This window comes from Micromonospora sp. B9E7, assembly GCF_039871815.1.
GTDB lineage: Bacteria > Actinomycetota > Actinomycetes > Mycobacteriales > Micromonosporaceae > Micromonospora.
This window is the reverse complement of sequence record NZ_JBDPLX010000008.1, coordinates 144954-165425: the sequence shown is the minus strand read 5'-3', so window position 1 is coordinate 165425 and position 20472 is coordinate 144954. Positions and strand designations below refer to the sequence as shown.

Sequence of the window (20472 nt, the reverse complement as noted above, 5' to 3'; positions counted from 1 at the left end):
CTCGGATACCGCAAGATTCCGTGAAACCGAGTGGATCAACACCGTCGGGGTGCGTGGTGCGGGGGCCGTCTGCTGCGCGGGCGCTCGCCGCGACGGTGTCAGGAAGCCGGGAGGGCGCGGAGGAAGCGCTCGGCGATCGGCACGGCCGAGGCCGTGCTGGCGCCACCCTTCTCCACGAACACCGCGAACGCCACGTCACCCCGCCAACCGACGAACCAGGCGTGGGTGTGGGCCGGGTTGTCGTCGTACTCGGCGGTGCCGGTCTTGCCGTAGACCTCACCCGGCACATCCTTGAGCGCGCTGCCGGTGCCGGTGGTGACCACCTCGCGCATCATCGACCGCAGCGCGGTGACCGATTCTGGCTTGAGCTGCTCGCCGGCCGGCACGGGCTTGGCCGGCGCCGGGTCGAGCACCAGCTTCGGCTGTTCGAAGCGGCCACGGGCGACGGCTGCGGTGGCCCCGGCCATGGCCAGCGGGCTGACCAGCGTGGTGCCCTGCCCGAACGAGGCGGCGGCCTGCTCGGCCAGGCTGCCGCCCGTCGACACCTTGCCGGTGAAGGCGTCCGCACCGAGGTCCCACTGGCCCTCCAGGCCCAACGAGCGGCCGGCTACGGCCAGCCCGTCGCCGCCGAGCTTCGGCGCCAGCGAGGCGAACGCGGTGTTGCAGGACTTGGCGAAGTCCGTGCGGAACGGCACCGAGCCGAGCTCGAAGTTGTCGGAGTTCTTGAAGGACCGGCCGTCCACGGTGAAGGTCTTCGGGCAGCCCACCGGCCCGTCCAGAGTGACCGCGCCCCGGTCCAGCAGGCCGAGTGTGCTGACCATCTTGAACGTGGAGCCCGGTGGCACCTGGGCATTGAAGGCGAGGTTCTCACCGGCCGGCCCGGGGCCGTTCGCCGCGGCGAGCACCGCGCCGTCGCTGATCCGGAGCGCCACGAGGGCGGATCGGCGGGGCTCGGCGCGCAGGGCCCCGTCGGCCGCGTTCTGGACGGCGACGTCCAGCGTGGTCTTCAGCGGCTGGCCGAGCTGCGGCTCCCGCCGGAACAACTCCGCGCCGGTCGGCTCCAGCTTGCCGCCCTCGGCGGGACGCTCGACCACCACGGTCAGCCCGGGGCCGCCGCGCAGCCGTTCGTCGTAGCGACCCTGCAACCCGCCGTGCCCGACCAGGTCACCGGCGACGTACCGGTCCGGGTGCGCGGCGAGGTCGTCCGCCTGCGCCGGGTCGACCGTGCCGAGCACCGCCCGGGCGAACTCCCGGGTCGGCGCCAGGTCGATTTTGCCCGAGATGAACTTGGTGCCGGGCAGGTCGTAGATCCGGGGCTTGATCTGCAGGTACGCCTCCTCGCGCAGCGACACCACCTCGACGAAGGCCCCCGGCTCGGCCTTGGCCACCCGCTCCGGCAGGTCGGCCAGGTCGACGGCGGGGACCAGCGCCGGACGGATCGCCTTGAACGCGGCGTCGAGATCCTTGACGAGGTCCTTGATGTCGGCGACCCCGTTCGGTTGTACACCGACCCGCACCACCGGGCGGGGAGTCACGATCGGGTTCCCGGCGCTGTCCAGCACGCCGGCCCGGGCGCTGGCGTCGCGGCGCAACGCCAACCGGTCACCCTTGGTGAGCTGGTCGTGCAGCACCCGTGGCTCCCAGATCACCTGCCACTGGTCGCCGTCGCCCTGGGCGAGGCGTATCTCCCGGTCGTACGTCCAGCGGGTCTGACCCGGCAGGGTCCACTCCACCTGGACGGTCGCGGTCGCGATGTCCGCCGTGACCTTCGGCTCGCCGCGACGCGTCAGTTTGGGCGGGGTGGCCGCGAGCTCACCGGAGAGCTCCTTGATGTCGCGTGTCACGTCGGCCGACGGCAGCTTGCTGCCGGTCGGGTCGATCAGGCCGACCGCCTGGAGGTCACCGCTGCGCCAGCCGGAGAGGAACGCGTCGACGGTGCGCTGCGGCCCGTCGTCACCCGAGCAGGCAGCCAGAACGCCGGCCGTGAGCGCCGCGGTGGTGAGGGTGGCGAGCAGACGGCGGGCGTGGTTCGGCCGGTGGGGCCGGGGGTACGACAAGGGCATGGAGCTGGTCCTTCCCATCTCAGAGTGCCCTCGCACGGTAATACGTGGGCGCCGTCCCCAACGTCCCCCCGGAGCGCGAAGGCGGCCAAAGACGGGCCGAGCCCGTGTGATGAACATCGCGTGGCGGGGTATCCCGCAGCCGGCCAACCTCGGACCCGCAACGGGTGAAAGGACAAAGTCCCGATCCGGACGTCTGGTCAGTGGTCCGCCGACGAAGGCGCAGAACGGCAGGGCCTAGGCTGGGCGGCAGAGTGACCCACAACGCGGTGGGTCGAGGGGAGTGGCACCGATGGACCGGCGTCCGGCGATCAAACCGGAACCCGACCTCCGGCAGGATGACTCCGGCCGGGACGACGACAACTTCGATTCGGCGACCGACGGGGACGGCTACGGCCGGCTCGACACGGGAGTCACCGGGCTGACCGGGTCGAGCATCGACACCATCTACGATCTGGGCCTGCCGACCGAGGCGTTGGCCGACGACGTGGAGGACGCCGAGCTCGACGAGCCCGTTCCCAACGCGGAGCGTCTGGTGGCCCAGGCTGTCGCGCTCGCGGGGGACGACCACGACGCGGCGACACTTGTCGGCCGTTTCTGGCGGTTCGCGCCGGACGAGGAGTTGGTCGGGTTCACGGCCGAGGAGATGCTCGACGCGGCCCGGGCGCATCGGGACCTCGCCCAGCAGCGGGTTCCGGGCGAGTTGAAGCTGCGGATCCACGAACCGCACGCCGACCAGCACCACACCGTCGTCGAGATCGTCACGGACGACATGCCGTTCCTGGTCGACTCGGTCACCGCTCTGCTCAACTCGTACCACCTCGACGTGCACCTGCTGGTGCACCCGCTCGTGGTGGTCCGGCGGGAGCCGCTGGGCCGGCTCACCGAGGTCTCCGCGGACGTGGAGCCGGATGACGCGATCGATGGCGACATCATCGAGAGCTGGATGCGGATCGAGATCGACCCGGTCCGGGACGTGTCCGAGCGGGAGCGGCTGCGCCGCGAGTTGCAGCGGGTGCTCACCGACGTGCGGGAGGCGGTCGAGGACTGGCCGAAGATGCGTCAGCGTGCCCTCGCGCTCGCCGACGAGTTGGCGTCGGCCCGTACCTCCGACAACCGTCCACCGGTGCCGGAGAAGGACATCACCGACTCGGTGGAGTTGCTGCGTTGGCTCGCCCAGGACCACTTCACCTTCCTCGGTTACCGCGAGTACCGGCTGGTGGACGCCCCCGGGGGCGACGCGACCGACCCGGTCGACGGCAAGGCGCTGGAGGCGGTGCTCGGCACCGGCCTGGGCATCCTGCGGTCCGACTCGCCGGACGCGCGGTCGCTTTCGTCGATGACGCCCGAGGCGCACGAGAAGGTGCTGGAGAAGCGCCTGCTCATCATCACCAAGGCCAACTCGCGGGCCACCGTGCACCGCTCGGCCTACCTCGACTACATCGGCTTCAAGATCTTCAACTCCGCCGGCGAGGTGGTCGGCGAGCGGAGGTTCCTGGGCCTGTTCTCCACGGCCGCGTACCGGACCAGCGTCCGTGAACTGCCGGTGGTACGCCGCAAGGTGGCCGAGGTGCTGGACCGCTCCGGCCTGAGCCAGCGCAGCCACTCCGGCAAGGATCTGATCCAGATCCTGGAGACCTACCCGCGCGACGAGCTGTTCCAGATCAAGACCGACGACCTGTACCACGCGGTGATCGGTGTGCTGCGCATGGCCGGGCGTCGGCAGCTGCGGGTCTTCCTTCGCCGGGACGCGTACGGGCGGTTCATCTCCTGCCTGATCTACCTGCCCCGGGACCGGTTCACCACGCAGAACCGGCTGCGGATGCAGGACATCCTGCTGCGCGAGCTGAACGGTGTCGGGGTGGACTACACCACCCGGGTCACCGAGTCGATGCTGGCGCGGGTGCACTTCATCGTCCGCACCGACCCGACCCGGCCGCCCGGTGACATCGACGCCGACCTGCTGGCCGAGGAGTTGGCCGACGCGACCCGGCTCTGGGACGACGACTACCGGCTGGTGCTGGAGCGCAAGCTCGGCGACGAGCAGGCCAAGCACCTGTTCACCCGGTACGCCGACGCGTTCCCGGAGGGCTACAAGGACGGGCACACGCCGTACGAGGCGATGAAGGACCTGGCGAAGCTGGAGCTGCTGGAGGAGCCCGGCCAGCTGGAGATGCACCTGTTCCGTAAGCAGCTCGCGCCCCGGCCCGGCACCCGGGTGCCCGGTGCGGAACTCGCCGAGGCGATGGACGTCCGGTTCAAGGTCTACCGGTACGGCGAGCCGATGATGCTCTCCGCCGTGCTGCCGGTGCTGCACTCGCTCGGTGTGCGGGTGGTCGACGAGCACCCGTACGAGGTGGACCGGATCGACGGTCGGGTCTACCTGTACGACTTCGGTCTCATGTTGCCCGAAGGGCACCACGAGCTGTCCGAGGTGCGCCCGCACGTGGAGAACGCCTTCGCGGCGGCCTGGCGCGGCGAGGCCGAGGTGGACCGGTTCAACGAACTGGTGCTGCGCGGCGGGTTGACGTGGCGGCAGGTGGTGGTGCTGCGGGCGTACGCGAAGTACCTGCGGCAGGCCGGTACGGTCTTCTCGCAGGACTACATGGAGCAGACCTTCGTCGCGTACCCGAAGCTCGCCGCGATGCTGGTGGAGCTGTTCGAGACCCGGTTCGCGCCGGGTGAGCAGACCAACGAGCAGCGGCAGCAGCGCAGCGGTGAGCTGGTGGAGACGATCCGGGGCGCGCTGGACGACGTGGCCAGCCTCGACCAGGATCGGATCCTGCGCTCTTACCTGACGCTGATCGAGGCGACCCTGCGGACCAGCTTCTACCAGAAGCGCGCTGACGGGCGGCCCAAGGCGTACGTGGCGTTCAAGCTCGACCCGCAGGCCATCCCGGACCTGCCGGCGCCGCGACCGAAGTTCGAGATCTTCGTCTACTCGCCCCGGTTCGAGGGTGTGCACCTGCGGTTCGGGCCGGTGGCCCGGGGCGGGTTGCGCTGGTCCGACCGCCGGGAGGACTTCCGGACCGAGGTGCTCGGTCTGGTCAAGGCGCAGATGGTGAAGAACACCGTGATCGTGCCGGTGGGTGCCAAGGGCGGCTTCGTGCTGAAGCAGAAGCCGGGCGACCGGGACGAGGCCGTCGCCTGCTACCAGGAGTTCGTCGGCGCGATGCTGGACGTCACCGACAACATCGCCAGCGGGCAGATCGTGCCGCCCGAGGACGTGGTCCGGCACGACGGCGACGACCCGTACCTGGTGGTGGCGGCCGACAAGGGCACCGCGACGTTCTCCGACATCGCCAACGAGATCTCCAAGGCCCACAACTTCTGGATGGGCGACGCGTTCGCCTCCGGCGGTTCCGCCGGCTACGACCACAAGAAGATGGGCATCACCGCACGGGGCGCCTGGGAGTCGGTCAAGCGGCACTTCCGGGAGCTGGGCCTGGACACCCAGACCCAGGACTTCACGGTGGTCGGCGTCGGCGACATGTCCGGCGACGTGTTCGGCAACGGGATGCTGCTGTCCGAGCACATCCGGCTGGTGGCCGCCTTCGACCACCGACACATCTTCCTCGACCCGGAGCCGGATGCGGCCACCTCGTACGCGGAGCGACGGCGGCTGTTCGACCTGCCCCGTTCCTCCTGGGAGGACTACAACCCCGAGCTGATCTCGGCCGGTGGCGGCATCTTCCCGCGTACCGCGAAGTCGATCCCGATCACGCCACAGGTGCGGGCGGCGATCGGCCTGGACGACGACGTCACGCAGATGTCGCCGCAGGACCTGATGAAGGCGATCGTCACCGCCCCGGTGGATCTCTTCTGGAACGGCGGCATCGGCACCTACGTCAAGGCGTCCAGCCAGACCAACGCGGAGGTGGGCGACAAGTCCAACGACGCGATCCGGGTGGACGGGCGTGACCTGCGCTGCCGGGTGGCGGGCGAGGGCGGCAACCTGGGCTGGACCCAGCTCGGCCGGATCGAGTACGCGTTGACCGGTGGCCGGATCTACACGGACTTCATCGACAACGCGGCCGGGGTGGACACCTCCGACCACGAGGTGAACATCAAGATCCTGCTGAACACGGCGGTGGCCGACGGGGATTTGACCACGGCCGACCGGGACGAGCTGCTGGCCGGGATGACCGACGAGGTCGCGGAGCTGGTGCTGCGGGACAACTACGACCAGGCTCGGGCGATCAACAACGCCCAGGCCCAGGCCGCCTCGCTGCTCCCGGTGCACCGCCGGATGATCAACGAGTTGGAGCGTACCGGCGGGTTGGACCGGGCGCTGGAGGCACTGCCGCCGGACGAGGAGCTGGCGGTCCGCAGCGAGTCCGGGCTGACCGCGCCGGAGTTCGCGGTGCTGCTCGCGTACGTGAAGATCGTCCTGGAACGGGAGATCCTCACCGAGGGGTTGGCCGACGAGGAGTGGACGACCGAGGTCCTGGTCAACTACTTCCCGACGCCGATGCGCGAGCGGTTCGCCGACCGGATGGGCCGGCACCGGCTGCGCCGGGACATCGTCACCACAGTGCTCGTCAACGAGGCGATCAACCGGGGCGGCATCTCGTTCATCTTCCGGGTGGTCGAGGAGACCGCGGCCAGCGCCGCTGACGTGATCCGGGCCTACGTGGTGGTCAGCGAGGTGTTCGGCCTGCGCGACCTGTGGGACGCGGTCGAGGCGCTGGACAACAAGGTCGCGCCCGAGTTGCAGACGAGCGTCTACCTGGACACCCGTCGGCTGCTCGACCGTGCGGTGCGGTGGCTGGTCTCCAACCGGCGCTCGCCGATCGACGTGCCGGCCGAGATCGCCCGGTTGCGCGACGGCGTCACGCGGCTGTTGCCGGGGCTCGAGGAGCTGTTCTACGGCAACGAGCGGCAGGGCATCGCCGCGCACATGGACTCGATGACCGAGCGTGGGCTGCCCCGTGAGCTGGCCGAGCGGGCGACCCGGCTCATGTACAGCTTCGGTCTGATGGACGTGGTGGAGACCGCCAACGCCAGCGGACGGGACGTCAGCGAGGTGGCCTCGGTCTACTTCGTGCTGTCCGACCTGTTCCGGGTGGACTCGCTGCTGTCGAAGATCTCCCTGCTGCCGCGGGAGGACCGCTGGCAGACGCTGGCCCGGATGGCGCTGCGATACGACCTGTACGCCGCGCTGGCCGCGCTCACCGCCGAGGTGCTCGACTCCACCCCGGGCGACCTGCCGCCGCACGAGCGGGTGCAGCAGTGGGAGCAGTCGAACGCGACCTCGATCCACCGCGCTCGACGGGCGATGGGGGAGTTCGACGAGTCGCGGGCGGATCTCGCCGCCCTGTCGGTGCTGCTGCGCCAGATCCGCACCCTGGTGCGGACCTCCGCAGCCGCCTGAGTCAGGTACGCCGGACGCGGTCCGGCCGATCGGGTCACCCCGATCGGCCGGACCGCTCTCGTTCGTCGTGGGTCACGCCGCCAGGGTGGCGAAGACGACGATGTTGTCCGGATAGCTCTTGGCGGCCTGGTCGAACTGACCGCCGCAGGTGACCACCCGCAGGCTGGGCCGGTCGCTGGGTCCGTAGACCAACTCGGTGGGGAAGGCCGTCTTCGGGTACGACTTCACCGAGTCGACAGTGAAGGTGGCGGGCACCCCGTCGGTCCGTCGCACGGTTATGGTGTCGCCCGGGACGAGGGCGCCCAGGTCGAAGAAGACGGCCGGGCCGAGCACCGCCGAGTCCACGTGCCCGACGATTACCGCGTTACCCGTCTCGCCCGGGCTCGCACCGGGCTCGTACCACCCGGCCTGGTCGGCCTTGTCCAGCGGAGGGACCTGGACGGTGCCGTCCGGGTTGGTGCCCAACGACATGATCGTCGCGGCGACACCGATCCGGGGGATCTCGATGCTGGTCGGTGCCGAACGGGCCAAGCCGGCCGCCGCCTGACCGGCCGGCTGCCCGTCGACCGGTGGGGCATCGTCCGCGGTGCCCGCCGGCGGGGTGACCTCGGGGCCGGCCTGGGCCAGCGGCTGCGGCGGTCGGGGAGTGGGCGTGGTCTTCAGGGAGGCGCCGATCATGCCGGCGCCGATCATGGCCATGGTGACGACGACGACCGCGCCGACGGCACGCCACGGTTTCCCGTGACGGCCGCCGGCCCGTGTCGTCGTCACGTCAGACGAGCGAACCATCGGTCCGCCGACGACGCATCAGCACGATCCCGCCCAGCGCGGCAGCGCCGAGCAGGCCCGCCCCACCGGTGGCCAGGCCACGGTCGGTGCCGGTGCTGGCGCCACCGTCACCACCGTCGACACCGCCGTGCGGCAGCACGACGAGCTCGCCCTCGCCGCACGAGCCCTTGAGCTCGTAGCGACCCGGCTTGGCGTCCTTGTCGACCTTGGCCTCGCCGTAGTAGACGAACTCGCGCTCCTCGTCCCGGCTGCGCTCGTCCGAGCCGCGGTCCTCGGACTCCCAGCCCTTGTCGGAGCCGTACTCGGAGCCGTACTCGGAGCCGTGCTCGTCCTTGTTCTCCCAGCCCTTGTCGGAGCCGTTGTCGGAGCCGTTGTCGGAGCCGTACTCGGAGCCGTGCTCGTCCTTGTTCTCCCAGCCCTTGTCGGAGCCGTTGTCGGAGCCGTACTCGGAGCCGTGCTCGTCCTTGTTCTCCCAGCCCTTGTCGGAGCCGTTGTCCGAGCCGTACTCGGAGCCGTGCTCGTCCTTGGACTCCCAGCCCTTGTCGGAGCCGTTGTCCGAGCCGTAGTCCGAGCCGTGCTCGTCCTTGGACTCCCAGTCCTTCTTGTCTTCGTCCTTGGAGTCCCAGTCCTTCTTGTCACGGCCCTCTTCAGCGTCCTGGCCGTGCTCCTCGCCCTTCCAGTCCTTGCTGCCCTCGTCGCCGTAGGCGTCGGCGGCAGCGCCGCCACCCTGGCCGCCCTTGCCGTTCTCGTCCTTGTTCTCGTCCTTGTTCTCGTCCTTGCCCTTGTCGTCCTTGCCGTTCTCGTCCTTGCCGTTCTCGTCCTTGCCCTCGTGGTCCTTGCCGTTCTCGTCCTTGCCGTTCTCGTCCTTGCCCTTGTCGTGGTCGGAGGAGTTCTCCTCCTCGCGCCACTCGCGGTCCTCGCCCCGGTCTTCATGCGCCGGCTTGAGCTTGACCTTGCCGGTGACCTTGGACCACACGTACGCGTGCTCCTGCCGATCCGGGCAGATCTCGAGGAGCTTGACCTCGTCGCCGGCCTTGACGACGTGCGGCTTGGCGTAGACCTTGCCGTCACGGTCCTTGCCGCCGTCGTGGTGACCTTCGGCGAACGCGATCCCCGGTGCGAACACCAGGAGCGACGCGCCGCCGAGCGCGGCGCCCGCAACGACCTTCCCGAGCATCTTCTTAGCCATGACCTGCGTCACTCCATCCCTGTTGTCCTGAGCCCGGCGACAACCGAGCTAAGACCGACGTTAGACCGTTTCATGACTTATGAAGTGAAAGATTCGTGTTTTGGCTTTTACCCCAGGTAGGTGCCGAAGAAGAGCTAAGCGGCTTTCGGCGCTCTGAGTGCCGCCCAAGGCTTCGGACACCCGTCCGGGCGGTGTGCGGGTGGTCTGGGGCGCGGGTAGCCAGCTCCTGCCGGTCGTCCGGTAGCGGCCAGCCCCGTCCTGTCAGGTGCCGGCCGAGCGCGTCCGGGGGTATCGTCCGAAACGGGAACAGGGCTGATCCCCGCCGCGACGCATCGAGCCATTGCCATGGAAGCGCTCCCATGCAAGAATCGGCGAACGCGGTTCGGGGAGCCACACCGCGCAGGCAGGGAGTCGAGGGCACCCGGTTCACCGGGCGACGATCCGCCGATCTGATCGGCCGCTGCACCGGTCGGTCACGCACCACCACCACCACCCTCGCCCGTCCGGGCCGGGCACCCCCGAAATCCCGTTGGCGCCGGCAGCCGTCCGTCAGAGGACGCTCACCGGGCCGTCTCGCCGGGCCGTACGCGAGCCCGGTCTCGCCCAAGGAGATCAGTGGCATGAATGTGTGGAGAAGGCTAACCGGCCCACGCCGGGCCCTTGCGCTCGCTGGCGCAGGTGCCCTGGTCGCCGGTGGGCTGGTGACGATTCCGGTTACCGCGGCGCAGGCCGCGACGCAGTGCGACATCGCGTACACGACCAATGACTGGCAGGGCGGTTTCACCGCGAACATCACCATCAAGAACCTCGGCGACCCGGTCAACGGCTGGACCCTGGGCTGGACCTTCCCCAACTCCAGCCAGCGTGTCCAGCAGGGCTGGTCGGCCACGTACACCCAGTCCGGCAGCCAGGTCACCGCCCGGAGCATGTCCTACAACGGCAACCTCGGCACCGGCGCGTCGACGACCCTCGGCTTCAACGGCGCGTGGAGCGGCAGCAACCCGAAGCCGACCTCGTTCACCCTGAACGGCGTGGTCTGTAACGGTGGCACCACCACCCCGCCGACCACGACGCCCCCGCCGACCGACCCCCCGCCGACCGACCCGCCGCCCACCGACCCGCCGCCGACGACCAACCCGCCGCCCGGCACCAAGGTCGACAACCCGTTCGCCGGGGTGCGCGGTTACGTGAACCCGGAGTGGAAGGCCAAGGCGGACGCCGAGGCCGGCGGAAGCCGGGTCTCCAACAACCCCACCGCCGTCTGGCTGGACCGGATCGCCGCGATCAACGGCACGCCGGACAGCAGCTCCAACGGTGCCTTCGGGGTGCGGGACCACCTGGACGAGGCGCTGCGCCAGGGCGCTGGCTACATCCAGTTCGTGATCTACAACCTGCCCGGCCGGGACTGCTCCGCGCTCGCCTCCAACGGTGAGCTGGGCCCGGACGAGCTGCCGAAGTACAAGGCCCAGTACATCGACCCGATCGCCGCGATCCAGGGCGAATCGAAGTACAGCAGCCTGCGGATCATCAACGTCATCGAGATCGACTCGCTGCCGAACCTGGTCACCAACACCTCCGGTCAGCCCGGCGGCACGGCCATGTGTGACACGGTCAAGGCCAACGGTGCGTACGTCAACGGCGTCGGCTACGCCCTGGCCAAGCTGGGCGCGATCGGCAACGTCTACAACTACGTCGACGCCGGCCACCACGGCTGGCTCGGCTGGGACTCCAACTTCGGCCCGACCGCCGACATCCTGAAGACCGCGGCGGTAGCCTCCGGCAGCACTGTCAACAACGTGCACGGGTTCATCACCAACACCGCGAACTACTCGGCGCTGCAGGAGCCGTACTTCAAGGTCACCGACAACGTGAACGGCCAGACGGTGCGGCAGTCCAAGTGGATCGACTGGAACTTCTACGTCGACGAGCTCTCCTTCGCCCAGGCGTTCCGTACCAAGCTGATCTCGGTGGGCTTCAACTCCAACATCGGCATGCTGATCGACACGTCCCGCAACGGTTGGGGCGGCTCGGCCCGGCCCACCGGTCCGGGCGCGACGACGAGCGTCGACACGTACGTCAACGGTGGCCGCCTCGACCGGCGCCTCCACCTCGGCAACTGGTGCAACCAGGCCGGCGCAGGCCTCGGTGAGCGGCCGCGGGCCAACCCGGCGACGGGCATCGACGCCTACGTCTGGGTGAAGCCGCCGGGTGAGTCGGACGGCTCCAGCAAGGAGATCCCGAACAACGAGGGCAAGGGCTTCGACCGGATGTGCGACCCGACGTACGGCGGCAACGCCCGCAACGGCAACAACCCGTCGGGTGCCCTGCCGGACGCGCCGATCTCCGGTGCGTGGTTCTCCGCCCAGTTCCAGGAGCTCATGCGCAACGCGTACCCGGCGCTCTGACCGGATCGCTTCCACACCCACCCGCCGCCGGCAGTAGGTGAGGCACTGCCGGCGGCAGGTTCCCCCCGGGTCCCCGGCTCGACCGCTCTGGTCGGGTCGGGGACCCCCCTCGTGCCCCGGTCAGGGCACGGTGCGCTCGATCGCCGCCTGTCCCTGCTCGGCCAGGTCGCGGCGCGCCTTCTCCAGGTTCGCCGGGGTGAGGTCCTGCCCACGGGCCAGCACCAGGTCCTCCGGCTCCCAGGGCTGCTCCGCCCCGGTGCGGATGTTGTCCCCACCGGCGCCGGTGCCCGTCCCGGTAGCCCCGGTGCCGGCAGCGTACGGGTCGCCGATCAGCTCGTCGGTGCCCGGCGCGAGGTCGTCCGGCCGGTCGCGGGGCTCGGCGAAGGCCGGGTTGTCCTGGTCCGGGCCGCCTCCGGTCCGCAGCTGCGTGACGGTGATGTCATCGTCCACCGCCGAGGCCACCTCCGGGCTGTCCTCCAACGGCGGTTGGCGATCGCGATCGGTCATGGTGCTGCCTCCTGTGTCCGACACGGTGCCTGATCCCCTCGCGTACCCCCTCGTGCCGCGCTCATGCCGCCTGGCCCGGCGGTGGTCAGCTGCCCGGCTGCTGCTCGTTGGCGGCCGGCGGCTCCGCCGGGCGCAGCCACTGCCAGAGCAGCATCAGCAGGCCGAAGGCGAGCATCACCAGCCCGGCCCACAGGTTGATCCGGACACCCTCGGCCTTGTCGATCTCGGCCCGACTGTCGAAGACGCCGATCAGCGTCACGATGACCCCGTACGCCACGAAGAGACCACCGATCACCCGGCGGATGTCGAACAGCCGGGCGGCGGCAGAACGTCTCTGCTCCGCCTGCGTCTCGTCGATCAGCGGGTCCTGCGCCGGCTGGCCTTCGTTGCTCATCTGCCGAACCCTTTCCTAGAAGACCGGGATGTAGAAGAGGGCGGCCAGCGCGACCGCGATCACACCGAGCAGCACCGGCGAGCGGTACCAGACGGCGTCCCCGGCGAGCACGTCGCCCTTCAGGTCGATGCCGCCCATGCCGTACACCAGCCCGCGCAGCTCCTCGTCGCGCTTCGGCGCGGTGAGCGGGGTGAGGATCGCTGCGACGATCGCCACCGTGACGAACGCGATGCCCGCGCCCCAGAAGCTCTCCTCCAGGTCGGAGTTGAAGTCGATCACGCCACCCTTGTAGAGCAGGTACGTCGCCAGGGAAGCCAGGGTGCCCAACAACAGCGACCAGAAGCCGGCCAGCGCGCTCATCCGCTTCCAGAACATGCCGATGATGAAGGTGGCGAACAGCGGCGCGTTGAACAGCGAGAAGAGCGCCTGGATGTAGTTCATGATGTTGCTGAACCCGGCCGCGATGAACGCGGTGCCGATCCCGACCACCACGGCGGCGACCGTCGCCCACCGGCCGATCCGCAGGTAGTAGTCGTCCGAGCGGCCGGGACGGATGTACGCCTGCCAGATGTCGTAGGTGAAGACGGTGTTGAAGCCGCTCACGTTGGCCGCCATGCCGGCCATGAACGAGGCGAGCAGGCCGGTGACCGCCACCCCGAGCACGCCGTTGGGGAGCAGGTCGCGCATCAGCAGCGGGATCGCGTTGTTGTACTGCAGGTCGCCGCTCTCCGCGCCGAGCCCCTTCACCGTGACCAGGGCCACCAGGCCGGGGATGACAGTGACCAGGGGGATGAGCAGCTTCGGGTACGCGGCGATGATCGGCGTACGCCGGGCGGCGCTCATGTTCTTCGCCGAGAGGGCGCGTTGCACCTCGGCGAAGTTCGTCGTCCAGTAGCCGAACGACAGCACGAAGCCCAGGCCGAAGACGATGCCGATCCAGTGCGCGCCCAGCGGGTTGGCGGTGCTGCCGGTGCCCTCCCACGCGTGCAGGCCGGCGTCGCCGAGCTTCGAGTCGCGTACCGCGTCCATCAGCCCGTTCACCCCGCCGACCTTGACCAGACCGATCACGGTGACCGGGATGAGACCGGCCAGGATGACGAAGAACTGGAGCACCTCGTTGTAGATCGCCCCGGACAGACCGCCGATGGTGATGTACGCCAGCACGATCGCCGCGCCGACCACGACCGCCGTCCAGAGCGGCCAGCCGAGCAGTGCCTGCATGACCAGGGCCAGCGCGTAGAGGTTCACCCCGGCGATCAACACCTGGGCGACGGCGAAGCTGAGCGCGTTCAGCAGGTGGGTGGGACGGTTGAAGCGCAACCGCAGGTACTCCGGCACGCTGCGGACCTTCGAACCGTAGTAGAAGGGCATCATCACGATGCCGAGGAAGACCATCGCCGGGACCGCGCCGATCCAGTAGTAGTGCAGCGTCATGACGCCGTACTGGGCCCCGTTCGCGGCCATTCCGATGATCTCCAGAGCGCCCAGGTTCGCCGAGACGAAGGCGAGACCGGTCACCCAGGCGGGCAGGGATCGGCCGGAGAGGAAGAAGTCGACGCTGGTCCGGATCGCCCGGCGCGCGGCGAAGCCGACGCCGAGGACGGTGACGAAGTACAGCGCGAGAATCAGGTAGTCCAGCCCGTTCATGTTGAGCCGAAGACCGCCGCCGTCCATACCTTCACTCCTCGTCCCGACCTCTGCGCCGATTTACGGGCGCGCGCCCTATTACCCCGAAGGAGCGGTTTCACTCCCGTTGGATGAATCCGGCGGGTTCCGCCCCGGTCGGGCGCTCTGACACAACGCAGGGGCGCCTCGGCCGTCTGGCCGAGGCGCCCCTGTCGGTCGTGTGATCAGCGACCCAGTACGCGGTCCAGGAAGTCCCGGTAGTTGCGTACCGCCATCCGCAGTTGTTCGGTGTCGGCGGAGCCGGCGTCCTGCCACCCACCCAGCGTGTTCTTCTGCGCGGCCAGCGCCGAGGAGAGAGCCTGGATGGCCTCCTCCACCAGCGACTGCGCCTCGCCGGCCGCCGCGTGCGGATCGTCGACGAAACGCAACTGCACGTCGCGCCAGCGGTCCCGGAAGCCCTGTGCGGTGTCCGTGTCCAGGAGCGTGGCCGCCGCGGTCGCAACGGTCGACCCCGCGGGGCGAGAGGTTCCGGCGGACTCCAGCGAGGTGCCGGTGTCATCGGTGTGGACCGCGTCGCCGTCCGCGTCCGGGTCCACCATCTCCGGTGTGGCACTGCCGTAGCCAGCCGCGTCCGCGTCGACCGGGGCATCGCGCCGCGCGTCGTCGACATCGGCGTCGCGGCGGTGCAGCTCGGCGGTCGGGTCGGCGCGCAGACCCTCCCGCTCGCCGTCCTCGGCGCCGTCACCCGGCTGGGCCGTCCGCTCCGCCCGAGGATCCGGCTGGTCCTGCGGGCGCGGGCTGGCCAGCGCGGACGCGGCCACCGCGTCGGCCACCGTGGTGGCGCCGAACGTCGTCGGCAGCGGCCCCGGCTCGTGGAAACCGCCCTCGTCGGTGGACCGGTCGTCGCGCCGGTGGCGCGGGTCCGGGTCGTCGCCCCGCTCGCCGTCGTCGGCCAGGTCGTACGCGGTATCCCGTTCGGTGCCGTTCGTCCGCTCGCGGTCGGTGCTGTGGTCGCGGTCGGTGCTCTGGTCGTCGAAGGTGCCCCGCTCGTCGAGGGCGTCCTCCGGGACGTCGGAGCGGCCGGCCCGGTCGCCGGCCGGGGGTACCGGCACAGGGGCGGAGCGAACCGCCTCCGGGTGGTCGTTGCTCACCTGCTGCTCTTCCTGGCGCATCGGTGGCCTCCTCAGCGGCTCGTGGCGTCGTGGTCCGGGTGGTGGCGCTGTTCGGGCGTACGGTGACCGAGCGGCTCCTCGCCGAGCAGGTCCGCGAAGAGTGCCCGGTAGTGCACGACTGCCTGCCGGAGCTCCTCGGTGCTCGCCTCGCCCCGGGTGTTGCGCAGGTGGATGTCGTGCGCGTCCCGGTAGTTGGTCAGCGTGCGGGCATGCTCGACGGAGAGGTGGGCGATCTGGTCGGAGAAGTCCCCGGTCGGGTAGCCCTGTTCCTCGATGAGGCGGGTGACCAGTTCGTCGGCGTCGCCCACCGTCTCGCCGGGCGAGTCGATGAAGCGGACCTGGAGTTCCTCCCAGGCGGCGCTGTAGTGGGCCCGGGACTCCGGGCTGAGCGGGGTGAGCGAGAGTTCGGCGTGCCGGCGTTCCCGATCGCGCAGCTCGCGCTCCGCGGCGGACCGGCTGTCCTGCTCGGCCACCACCCGGTCGTACTCCGGCCCGAACCGGGAGCGCAGCGCGCGACGGCGGCTGAGCGACCGGGCGGCCACGGCCAGCGCCGCCACGACCACCAGCACGACGAGCACGATGACGATTACCTGAGTGGGCGACATGGGCTCCTCCTTCGTCATCTGGTATTCCCTCCGCACACTGATCGCCAATCCCGATCCGGGACACTTTCCTGACGAGGGACGCAGCTCGCCCTGACGCAGCTCGCCGCGCCGCTGGAACTTGACTCGTTCCAGAAAAAGCGCTTTGGCGGGGTGACGCACCGACCGGCCGACAAGCCGACCCTGACCCGCGGCATGCCGACGCCCCGCCGGTCCGCAGCGGGGCGTTCGCCGGTGCCCGCTGGGCCGTATTTCGGAGAGTCGATGTTGGCGCGACGGGCGGTAGTGCAACGGCCCTCGATTACGTATCCTGCCCAAGGCGCCCGCGCCGGTGCCCGGCGTCGACGCCGGGCACGCACCCGGCCGGCGCGTTGCCCGGCGGTGCCGGCGCCCCTCCTGCCACCCCTGCACGGGCGAGGTCTGATGAGAACCCGCGACTGGCCGATCCGCTCGAAGCTGACCGCACTGGTCGTCGCGCCGGTGACCGCGCTGCTGGCCCTGTGGATCTTCGCTACGACACTGACCTTCGGTCCCGCGCTGAACCTGCTCTCCGCGCGCACGCTGCTGTACGACCTGGGTCGTCCCGGCGAGGCCGTGGTCACCGAGCTGCAACGCGAACGCCGGCTCTCGGTGGTGCAGCTCGCCGGGACCACCGAACTGCCGGCGCTGACCGAGCAGCGTCAGCGCACCGATCGGGCGATCGCCGAGCTGCGCCGCCGGGTCGACGGGGAGGCGTTGCGCGACGCCGCCGACGACCTGCTGGAGGACCGGGTCGATCGGCTGGTCACCGCCCTGTCGGCGCTGCCGACCGGTCGGGACTTCATCGACGACCGCATGATGGACCGCCCCGGGGTGATCGGTCTCTACAGCGGGATGGTCACCGCGGCCTTCCAGGCGTTCTCCGCGATGGCGAACCTGACCGATCCCGCCATCAACCGGCAGGCTCTGGCGCTCACCGCGTTGGGTCGATCCCGAGAGCTGCTCGGCCAGACCGACGCCATGCTGGCCGGTGTGCTGACCGCCGGCCGGTTCGCCGCGGGTGAGCACGCCCAGCTCGTGCAGATGATCGGCAACCAGCGGTGGCTCACCGACAACGCCGTGGCCGACCTGCCCGAGGCGGGGCGCACCGCGTACCAGCGGCTGAGCGAAGGTCCGGACTTCACCAGCGTGCGCGCCATGCAGGACGCGTTGATCGGGGCCAACAGCTCGGGTCGACCACCCCTGGACGCGGCGGCCTGGCAGACCGGCCACGACGCCGTCCAGCAGCAGCTCCGCGACTTCGAGCTGGACGAGGCCGACAATCTCGCCGACCGGTCGGTGCCGATGGCGGTCGGCATCCTGGCCCGGCTGGCCGCCGCCGGGGTGCTCGGGCTCGTCGCCGTGGTGGTCTCGGTGCTGGTGGCGTTGCGGGTCGGTCGCACACTGGTCCGGCGGCTCAGCGGCGTCCGCACCGCCGCGCTCGACCTGGCCGAGCACCGTCTGCCGGACGTGGTGACCCGGCTGCGTCGGGGTGAGCAGGTCGACGTCGCCCGGGAGGCGCCGCCTCTGGAGTACGGCCACGACGAGATCGGCGAGGTCGGGCGCGCCTTCACCGAGGTGCAGCGCACCGCCGTCCAAGCCGCGGTGGACGAGGTCACCCTGCGTCGCGGGCTCAACGAGGTCTTCCTCAACATCGCCCGACGCAGCCAGAGCCTGGTACATCGCCAACTGCACCTGCTGGACCGGATGGAGCGCCGGGCAGAGGACCCGGACGAGTTGGCCCAGCTGTTCCAGGTCGACCACCTGGCGACCCGGCTCCGTCGGCACGCCGAGGACCTGGTCATCCTCGCCGGCTCCGCGCCCGGCCGCGGTTGGCGGAACCCCGTCGCGATGGTCGACCTGATCCGCGGCGCGATCTCCGAGGTCGAGGCGTACGACCGGGTGGACATCGCCGCCGTGCAGCCGGCCGGAGTGCTGGGCCGGGCGGTCGGCGACATCATCCACCTGCTCGCCGAGTTGGTCGAGAACGCCACCGCCTTCTCCCCGCCGGACACCCGCGTCGCAGTCGTCGGGGAACAGGTGGCCAACGGTTACGCCCTGGAGATCACCGACCAGGGGCTGGGCATGTCCGTCGCGGCGCTGGAGACCGCCAACACCCGGCTGGCCAGCTCGCCCGAGTTCGACCCGGCGCAGAGCGCACGACTCGGCCTGTTCGTGGTGGCCCGGCTCGCGGCCCGGCACAACGTGCGGGTGCGGTTGCGGCCCTCCGGCGGCGGTGGGGTGACCGCTGTGGTGCTGGTCCCCACCGACCTCGTCACCACCGAACCCCCCGCCGGCCCGGACCCTGCCACGCTGGATGCCGCCTCGGCCGACGCCCGCCGACGGCTGGCTCGCCCGGCGCGGCGGGACACCGTGCCCCGCGCCCGCACCCGCCCGCCGGCGGCCCTGTCCGCTGTCGCGGCTTCGTCTGAGTCGGCCGCTGTCGCGGCTTCGTCTGGGTCGGCCGCTGTCGCGGCTCTGCCCGCGTCGAGGGCCGGAGTGTCGACCTCGGACACGTCGCCCGCGAACGGGAACGGCGACGCCGGGTTGACGGCCCCCACCGAGGCGGTCGACGACGAGCTGGACGGCCTGCCGCGCCGGGTGCGACGCCGTACTCCCACCGCGCAACCCCGGTCGGCCGTCACCGACACCCCGTCACCCCGATCCCCGGAGGAGGTCCGCCGCGTGATGGCCGCGCTCCAGGCCGGCACCGCGCGCGGACGCGCCACCGTGATAACTCCGGCGGCAGCGGCGTCTCCGGCGGCAGGAACGGCGCGGACGGCACCAGCGTCCCCGCCGGCAGGAACGTCAGCGGCGGCACCGCAGGCAGAACCGGCGGCGGCGACGCCAATCGGTCCGGCGATCCCGGCTGCTCCCACTGACCCGGACACCCCCGAACACCCGACCGCGACTGAGAGGGACGCCTAGTGCGGCATTCGACGAAGCAGAGCGCCGGCCTCGACTGGTTGCTCGACGAGCTGGTGCAACGGGTTCCGGCCGCCCGGGAGGCGGTGGTGCTATCCGCCGACGGCCTGCTGCTCGGCTGTTCGGCCGAGTTGGAGCGTTCCGACGCCGAGCACCTCTGTGCGCTCGCCGCCGGCTTCTCCAGCCTGGCTCGGGGCGCCAGCCGACACGTGGACGGCGGTCCGGTCCGACAGACCGTGGTGGAGATGGAGTCGGCGTACCTCTTCGTCACCGCCGCCGGGCAGGGTGCCTGCCTGGCGGTGGTGAGCGACGCCGACGCGGACATCGGGCTGGTCGCGTACGAGATGGCGATGCTGGTCATCCGAGTGGGGGAGAGCCTCTCCGCGCCGGTCCGATCGTCGGCGGGAGCCGGTGATGCGGACTGAACCGCCCGGACCACAGCACGAGTGGCTGGACGGTGACGCCGGCCCGGTAGTGCGCCCGTACACCCTCACCGGAGGGCGGGTACGCTCCGCCGTCGACGGTTTCAACCTGGTCGCGTTCGTGCTGGCCGGATCGGACGTCGACGCGGCGAGCCATCCGCACCTGCTCCCGGAGCATCGACGGCTGGTCGCGTTGTCCCGCCGGCCCGTGTCGGTGGCCGAACTGGCAGCCGAGCTGGACCTCGCGGTCGGTGTGGTCCGGGTACTGCTCGGTGATCTCCTGGCCGAGGGCCTGGTCGCGGTGCACGAGCCGCCGGCCGCCGGCATCCTTCCCGACGACGACATTCTCAAGGCGGTGGTCAGTGGACTCCGTGCGCTATGACCAGGTGGGCACCAGCACCACCATCCCGCTGGCACTGAAGATCCTCATCGCGGGAGGCTTCGGGGCTGGCAAGACGACGTTGGTGAGCGCCCTGAGCGAGGTCCGTCCGTTGCAGACCGAGGAGGTGTTGACCGGCGCCGGGATCGGCACCGACGACATCTCCGGGGTGGAGGGCAAGTCGACCACCACGGTGGCGATGGACTTCGGCCGGATCACCATCAACGACGACCTGCAGGTCTACCTGTTCGGCACCCCGGGTCAGGACCGGTTCTGGTTCCTCTGGGACGAGTTGGCCTTCGGCGCCCTCGGCGCGGTGGTGCTCGCCGACACCCGTCGGCTGGCGGACTGCTTCCCCTCCATCGACTACTTCGAGCAGCGGGGCATCCCATTCGTGGTGGGCGTGAACTGCTTCGACGACTCGCGCCGGTTCAACCTGGAGACCGTACGCCGAGCCCTCGACCTGGACCCGGACGTGCCGATGGTGCTCTGCGACGCCCGGGACCGGCAGTCCGGGAAAATGGTGTTGATCTCACTGGTCGAGCATGTGGCCCGGCAGCGCGGGGAGCCGGTGCCGACGGCCTGAGAACCCGGCGCCGGAAAGCCGGTT

The 20472-nt window shown here is 70.4% G+C and carries 13 protein-coding genes and 1 pseudogene; 6 read left to right on the top strand and 8 right to left on the bottom strand.

Annotated elements, in window-relative coordinates:
- Positions 1 to 98 precede the first annotated feature (98 nt).
- On the bottom strand, positions 99 to 2063 hold the full coding sequence (locus ABGB10_RS15855) for a penicillin-binding transpeptidase domain-containing protein (protein ID WP_347661597.1): 1965 nt from the start codon (positions 2061 to 2063) through the stop codon (positions 99 to 101).
- 289 nt (positions 2064 to 2352) lie between these two features.
- Between ABGB10_RS15855 and ABGB10_RS15850 the strand changes: the two genes are divergently transcribed.
- A complete protein-coding gene (locus tag ABGB10_RS15850; RefSeq protein WP_347661596.1) occupies positions 2353 to 7434 on the top strand; it encodes an NAD-glutamate dehydrogenase in 5082 nt (1693 codons plus the stop codon).
- Positions 7435 to 7506: 72 nt separating this feature from the next.
- Here the strand turns inward: ABGB10_RS15850 and ABGB10_RS15845 are convergent, their stop codons facing one another.
- Complete coding sequence (locus ABGB10_RS15845) at positions 7507 to 8205, bottom strand: class F sortase (RefSeq protein ID WP_347661595.1); 699 nt, start codon at positions 8203 to 8205, stop codon at positions 7507 to 7509.
- A gap of 1 nt (position 8206) precedes the next feature.
- Positions 8207 to 9412: a hypothetical protein gene (locus ABGB10_RS15840; RefSeq protein WP_347661594.1), complete on the bottom strand. Its 1206-nt coding sequence runs from the start codon at positions 9410 to 9412 to the stop codon at positions 8207 to 8209.
- Positions 9413 to 10032: 620 nt separating this feature from the next.
- Between ABGB10_RS15840 and ABGB10_RS15835 the strand changes: the two genes are divergently transcribed.
- Positions 10033 to 11817 (top strand): glycoside hydrolase family 6 protein, encoded by a 1785-nt coding sequence (locus ABGB10_RS15835; protein WP_347661593.1) that lies wholly within the window; start codon positions 10033 to 10035, stop codon positions 11815 to 11817.
- A 120-nt stretch (positions 11818 to 11937) separates the two neighbouring features.
- On the opposite strand, the gene ABGB10_RS15830 is transcribed toward ABGB10_RS15835, so the two are convergent.
- The 5 genes and pseudogenes from ABGB10_RS15830 to ABGB10_RS15810 form a co-directional block, all read right to left on the bottom strand.
- A complete protein-coding gene (locus ABGB10_RS15830) occupies positions 11938 to 12324 on the bottom strand; it encodes a hypothetical protein (RefSeq protein ID WP_347661592.1) in 387 nt (128 codons plus the stop codon).
- 85 nt (positions 12325 to 12409) lie between these two features.
- Positions 12410 to 12718 (bottom strand): hypothetical protein, encoded by a 309-nt coding sequence (locus ABGB10_RS15825; RefSeq protein WP_347661591.1) that lies wholly within the window; start codon positions 12716 to 12718, stop codon positions 12410 to 12412.
- A 15-nt stretch (positions 12719 to 12733) separates the two neighbouring features.
- Positions 12734 to 14392, bottom strand: a complete 1659-nt coding sequence (locus ABGB10_RS15820) for a sodium:solute symporter family protein (protein WP_347661590.1) — start codon at positions 14390 to 14392, stop codon at positions 12734 to 12736.
- Positions 14393 to 15033: 641 nt separating this feature from the next.
- Positions 15034 to 15222 (bottom strand): annotated as a pseudogene (locus ABGB10_RS15815) (hypothetical protein); the annotation flags it as partial.
- 305 nt (positions 15223 to 15527) lie between these two features.
- A complete protein-coding gene (locus tag ABGB10_RS15810) occupies positions 15528 to 16121 on the bottom strand; it encodes a hypothetical protein (RefSeq protein WP_347661589.1) in 594 nt (197 codons plus the stop codon).
- Between the two features lie 420 nt (positions 16122 to 16541).
- Here ABGB10_RS15810 and ABGB10_RS15805 point away from each other — a divergent pair, with 420 nt between their 5' ends.
- Genes ABGB10_RS15805 through ABGB10_RS15790 form a run of 4 tightly spaced genes read left to right on the top strand, consistent with a single transcriptional unit; the run spans position 16542 to position 20448 of the window.
- Positions 16542 to 19064, top strand: a complete 2523-nt coding sequence (locus tag ABGB10_RS15805; RefSeq protein ID WP_347661588.1) for a nitrate- and nitrite sensing domain-containing protein — start codon at positions 16542 to 16544, stop codon at positions 19062 to 19064.
- Complete coding sequence (locus ABGB10_RS15800) at positions 19064 to 19486, top strand: roadblock/LC7 domain-containing protein (RefSeq protein WP_347661587.1); 423 nt, start codon at positions 19064 to 19066, stop codon at positions 19484 to 19486. The genes ABGB10_RS15805 and ABGB10_RS15800 overlap by 1 nt, the downstream gene beginning before the upstream one ends.
- Positions 19476 to 19865, top strand: coding sequence for a DUF742 domain-containing protein (locus ABGB10_RS15795; RefSeq protein WP_347661586.1), 390 nt, complete (start codon positions 19476 to 19478; stop codon positions 19863 to 19865). The genes ABGB10_RS15800 and ABGB10_RS15795 overlap by 11 nt, the downstream gene beginning before the upstream one ends.
- A complete protein-coding gene (locus ABGB10_RS15790; protein WP_347661585.1) occupies positions 19846 to 20448 on the top strand; it encodes an ATP/GTP-binding protein in 603 nt (200 codons plus the stop codon). Before ABGB10_RS15795 ends, ABGB10_RS15790 begins: the two co-directional genes overlap by 20 nt.
- The last annotated feature ends 24 nt before the right edge of the window (positions 20449 to 20472 follow it).

What these genes read in the sequence shown, in the direction of transcription:
- ABGB10_RS15795 (WP_347661586.1), top strand. Translation starts at nt 19,476, where the DNA reads ATGCGGACTGAACCGCCCGGACCACAGCACGAGTGGCTGGACGGTGAC.
- ABGB10_RS15810 (WP_347661589.1), bottom strand. Translation starts at nt 16,121, where the DNA reads ATGTCGCCCACTCAGGTAATCGTCATCGTGCTCGTCGTGCTGGTGGTC.
- ABGB10_RS15830 (WP_347661592.1), bottom strand. Translation starts at nt 12,324, where the DNA reads ATGACCGATCGCGATCGCCAACCGCCGTTGGAGGACAGCCCGGAGGTG.
- ABGB10_RS15825 (WP_347661591.1), bottom strand. Translation starts at nt 12,718, where the DNA reads ATGAGCAACGAAGGCCAGCCGGCGCAGGACCCGCTGATCGACGAGACG.
- ABGB10_RS15835 (WP_347661593.1), top strand. Translation starts at nt 10,033, where the DNA reads ATGAATGTGTGGAGAAGGCTAACCGGCCCACGCCGGGCCCTTGCGCTC.
- ABGB10_RS15840 (WP_347661594.1), bottom strand. Translation starts at nt 9,412, where the DNA reads ATGGCTAAGAAGATGCTCGGGAAGGTCGTTGCGGGCGCCGCGCTCGGC.
- ABGB10_RS15855 (WP_347661597.1), bottom strand. Translation starts at nt 2,063, where the DNA reads ATGCCCTTGTCGTACCCCCGGCCCCACCGGCCGAACCACGCCCGCCGT.
- ABGB10_RS15850 (WP_347661596.1), top strand. Translation starts at nt 2,353, where the DNA reads ATGGACCGGCGTCCGGCGATCAAACCGGAACCCGACCTCCGGCAGGAT.
- ABGB10_RS15805 (WP_347661588.1), top strand. Translation starts at nt 16,542, where the DNA reads ATGAGAACCCGCGACTGGCCGATCCGCTCGAAGCTGACCGCACTGGTC.
- ABGB10_RS15820 (WP_347661590.1), bottom strand. Translation starts at nt 14,392, where the DNA reads ATGGACGGCGGCGGTCTTCGGCTCAACATGAACGGGCTGGACTACCTG.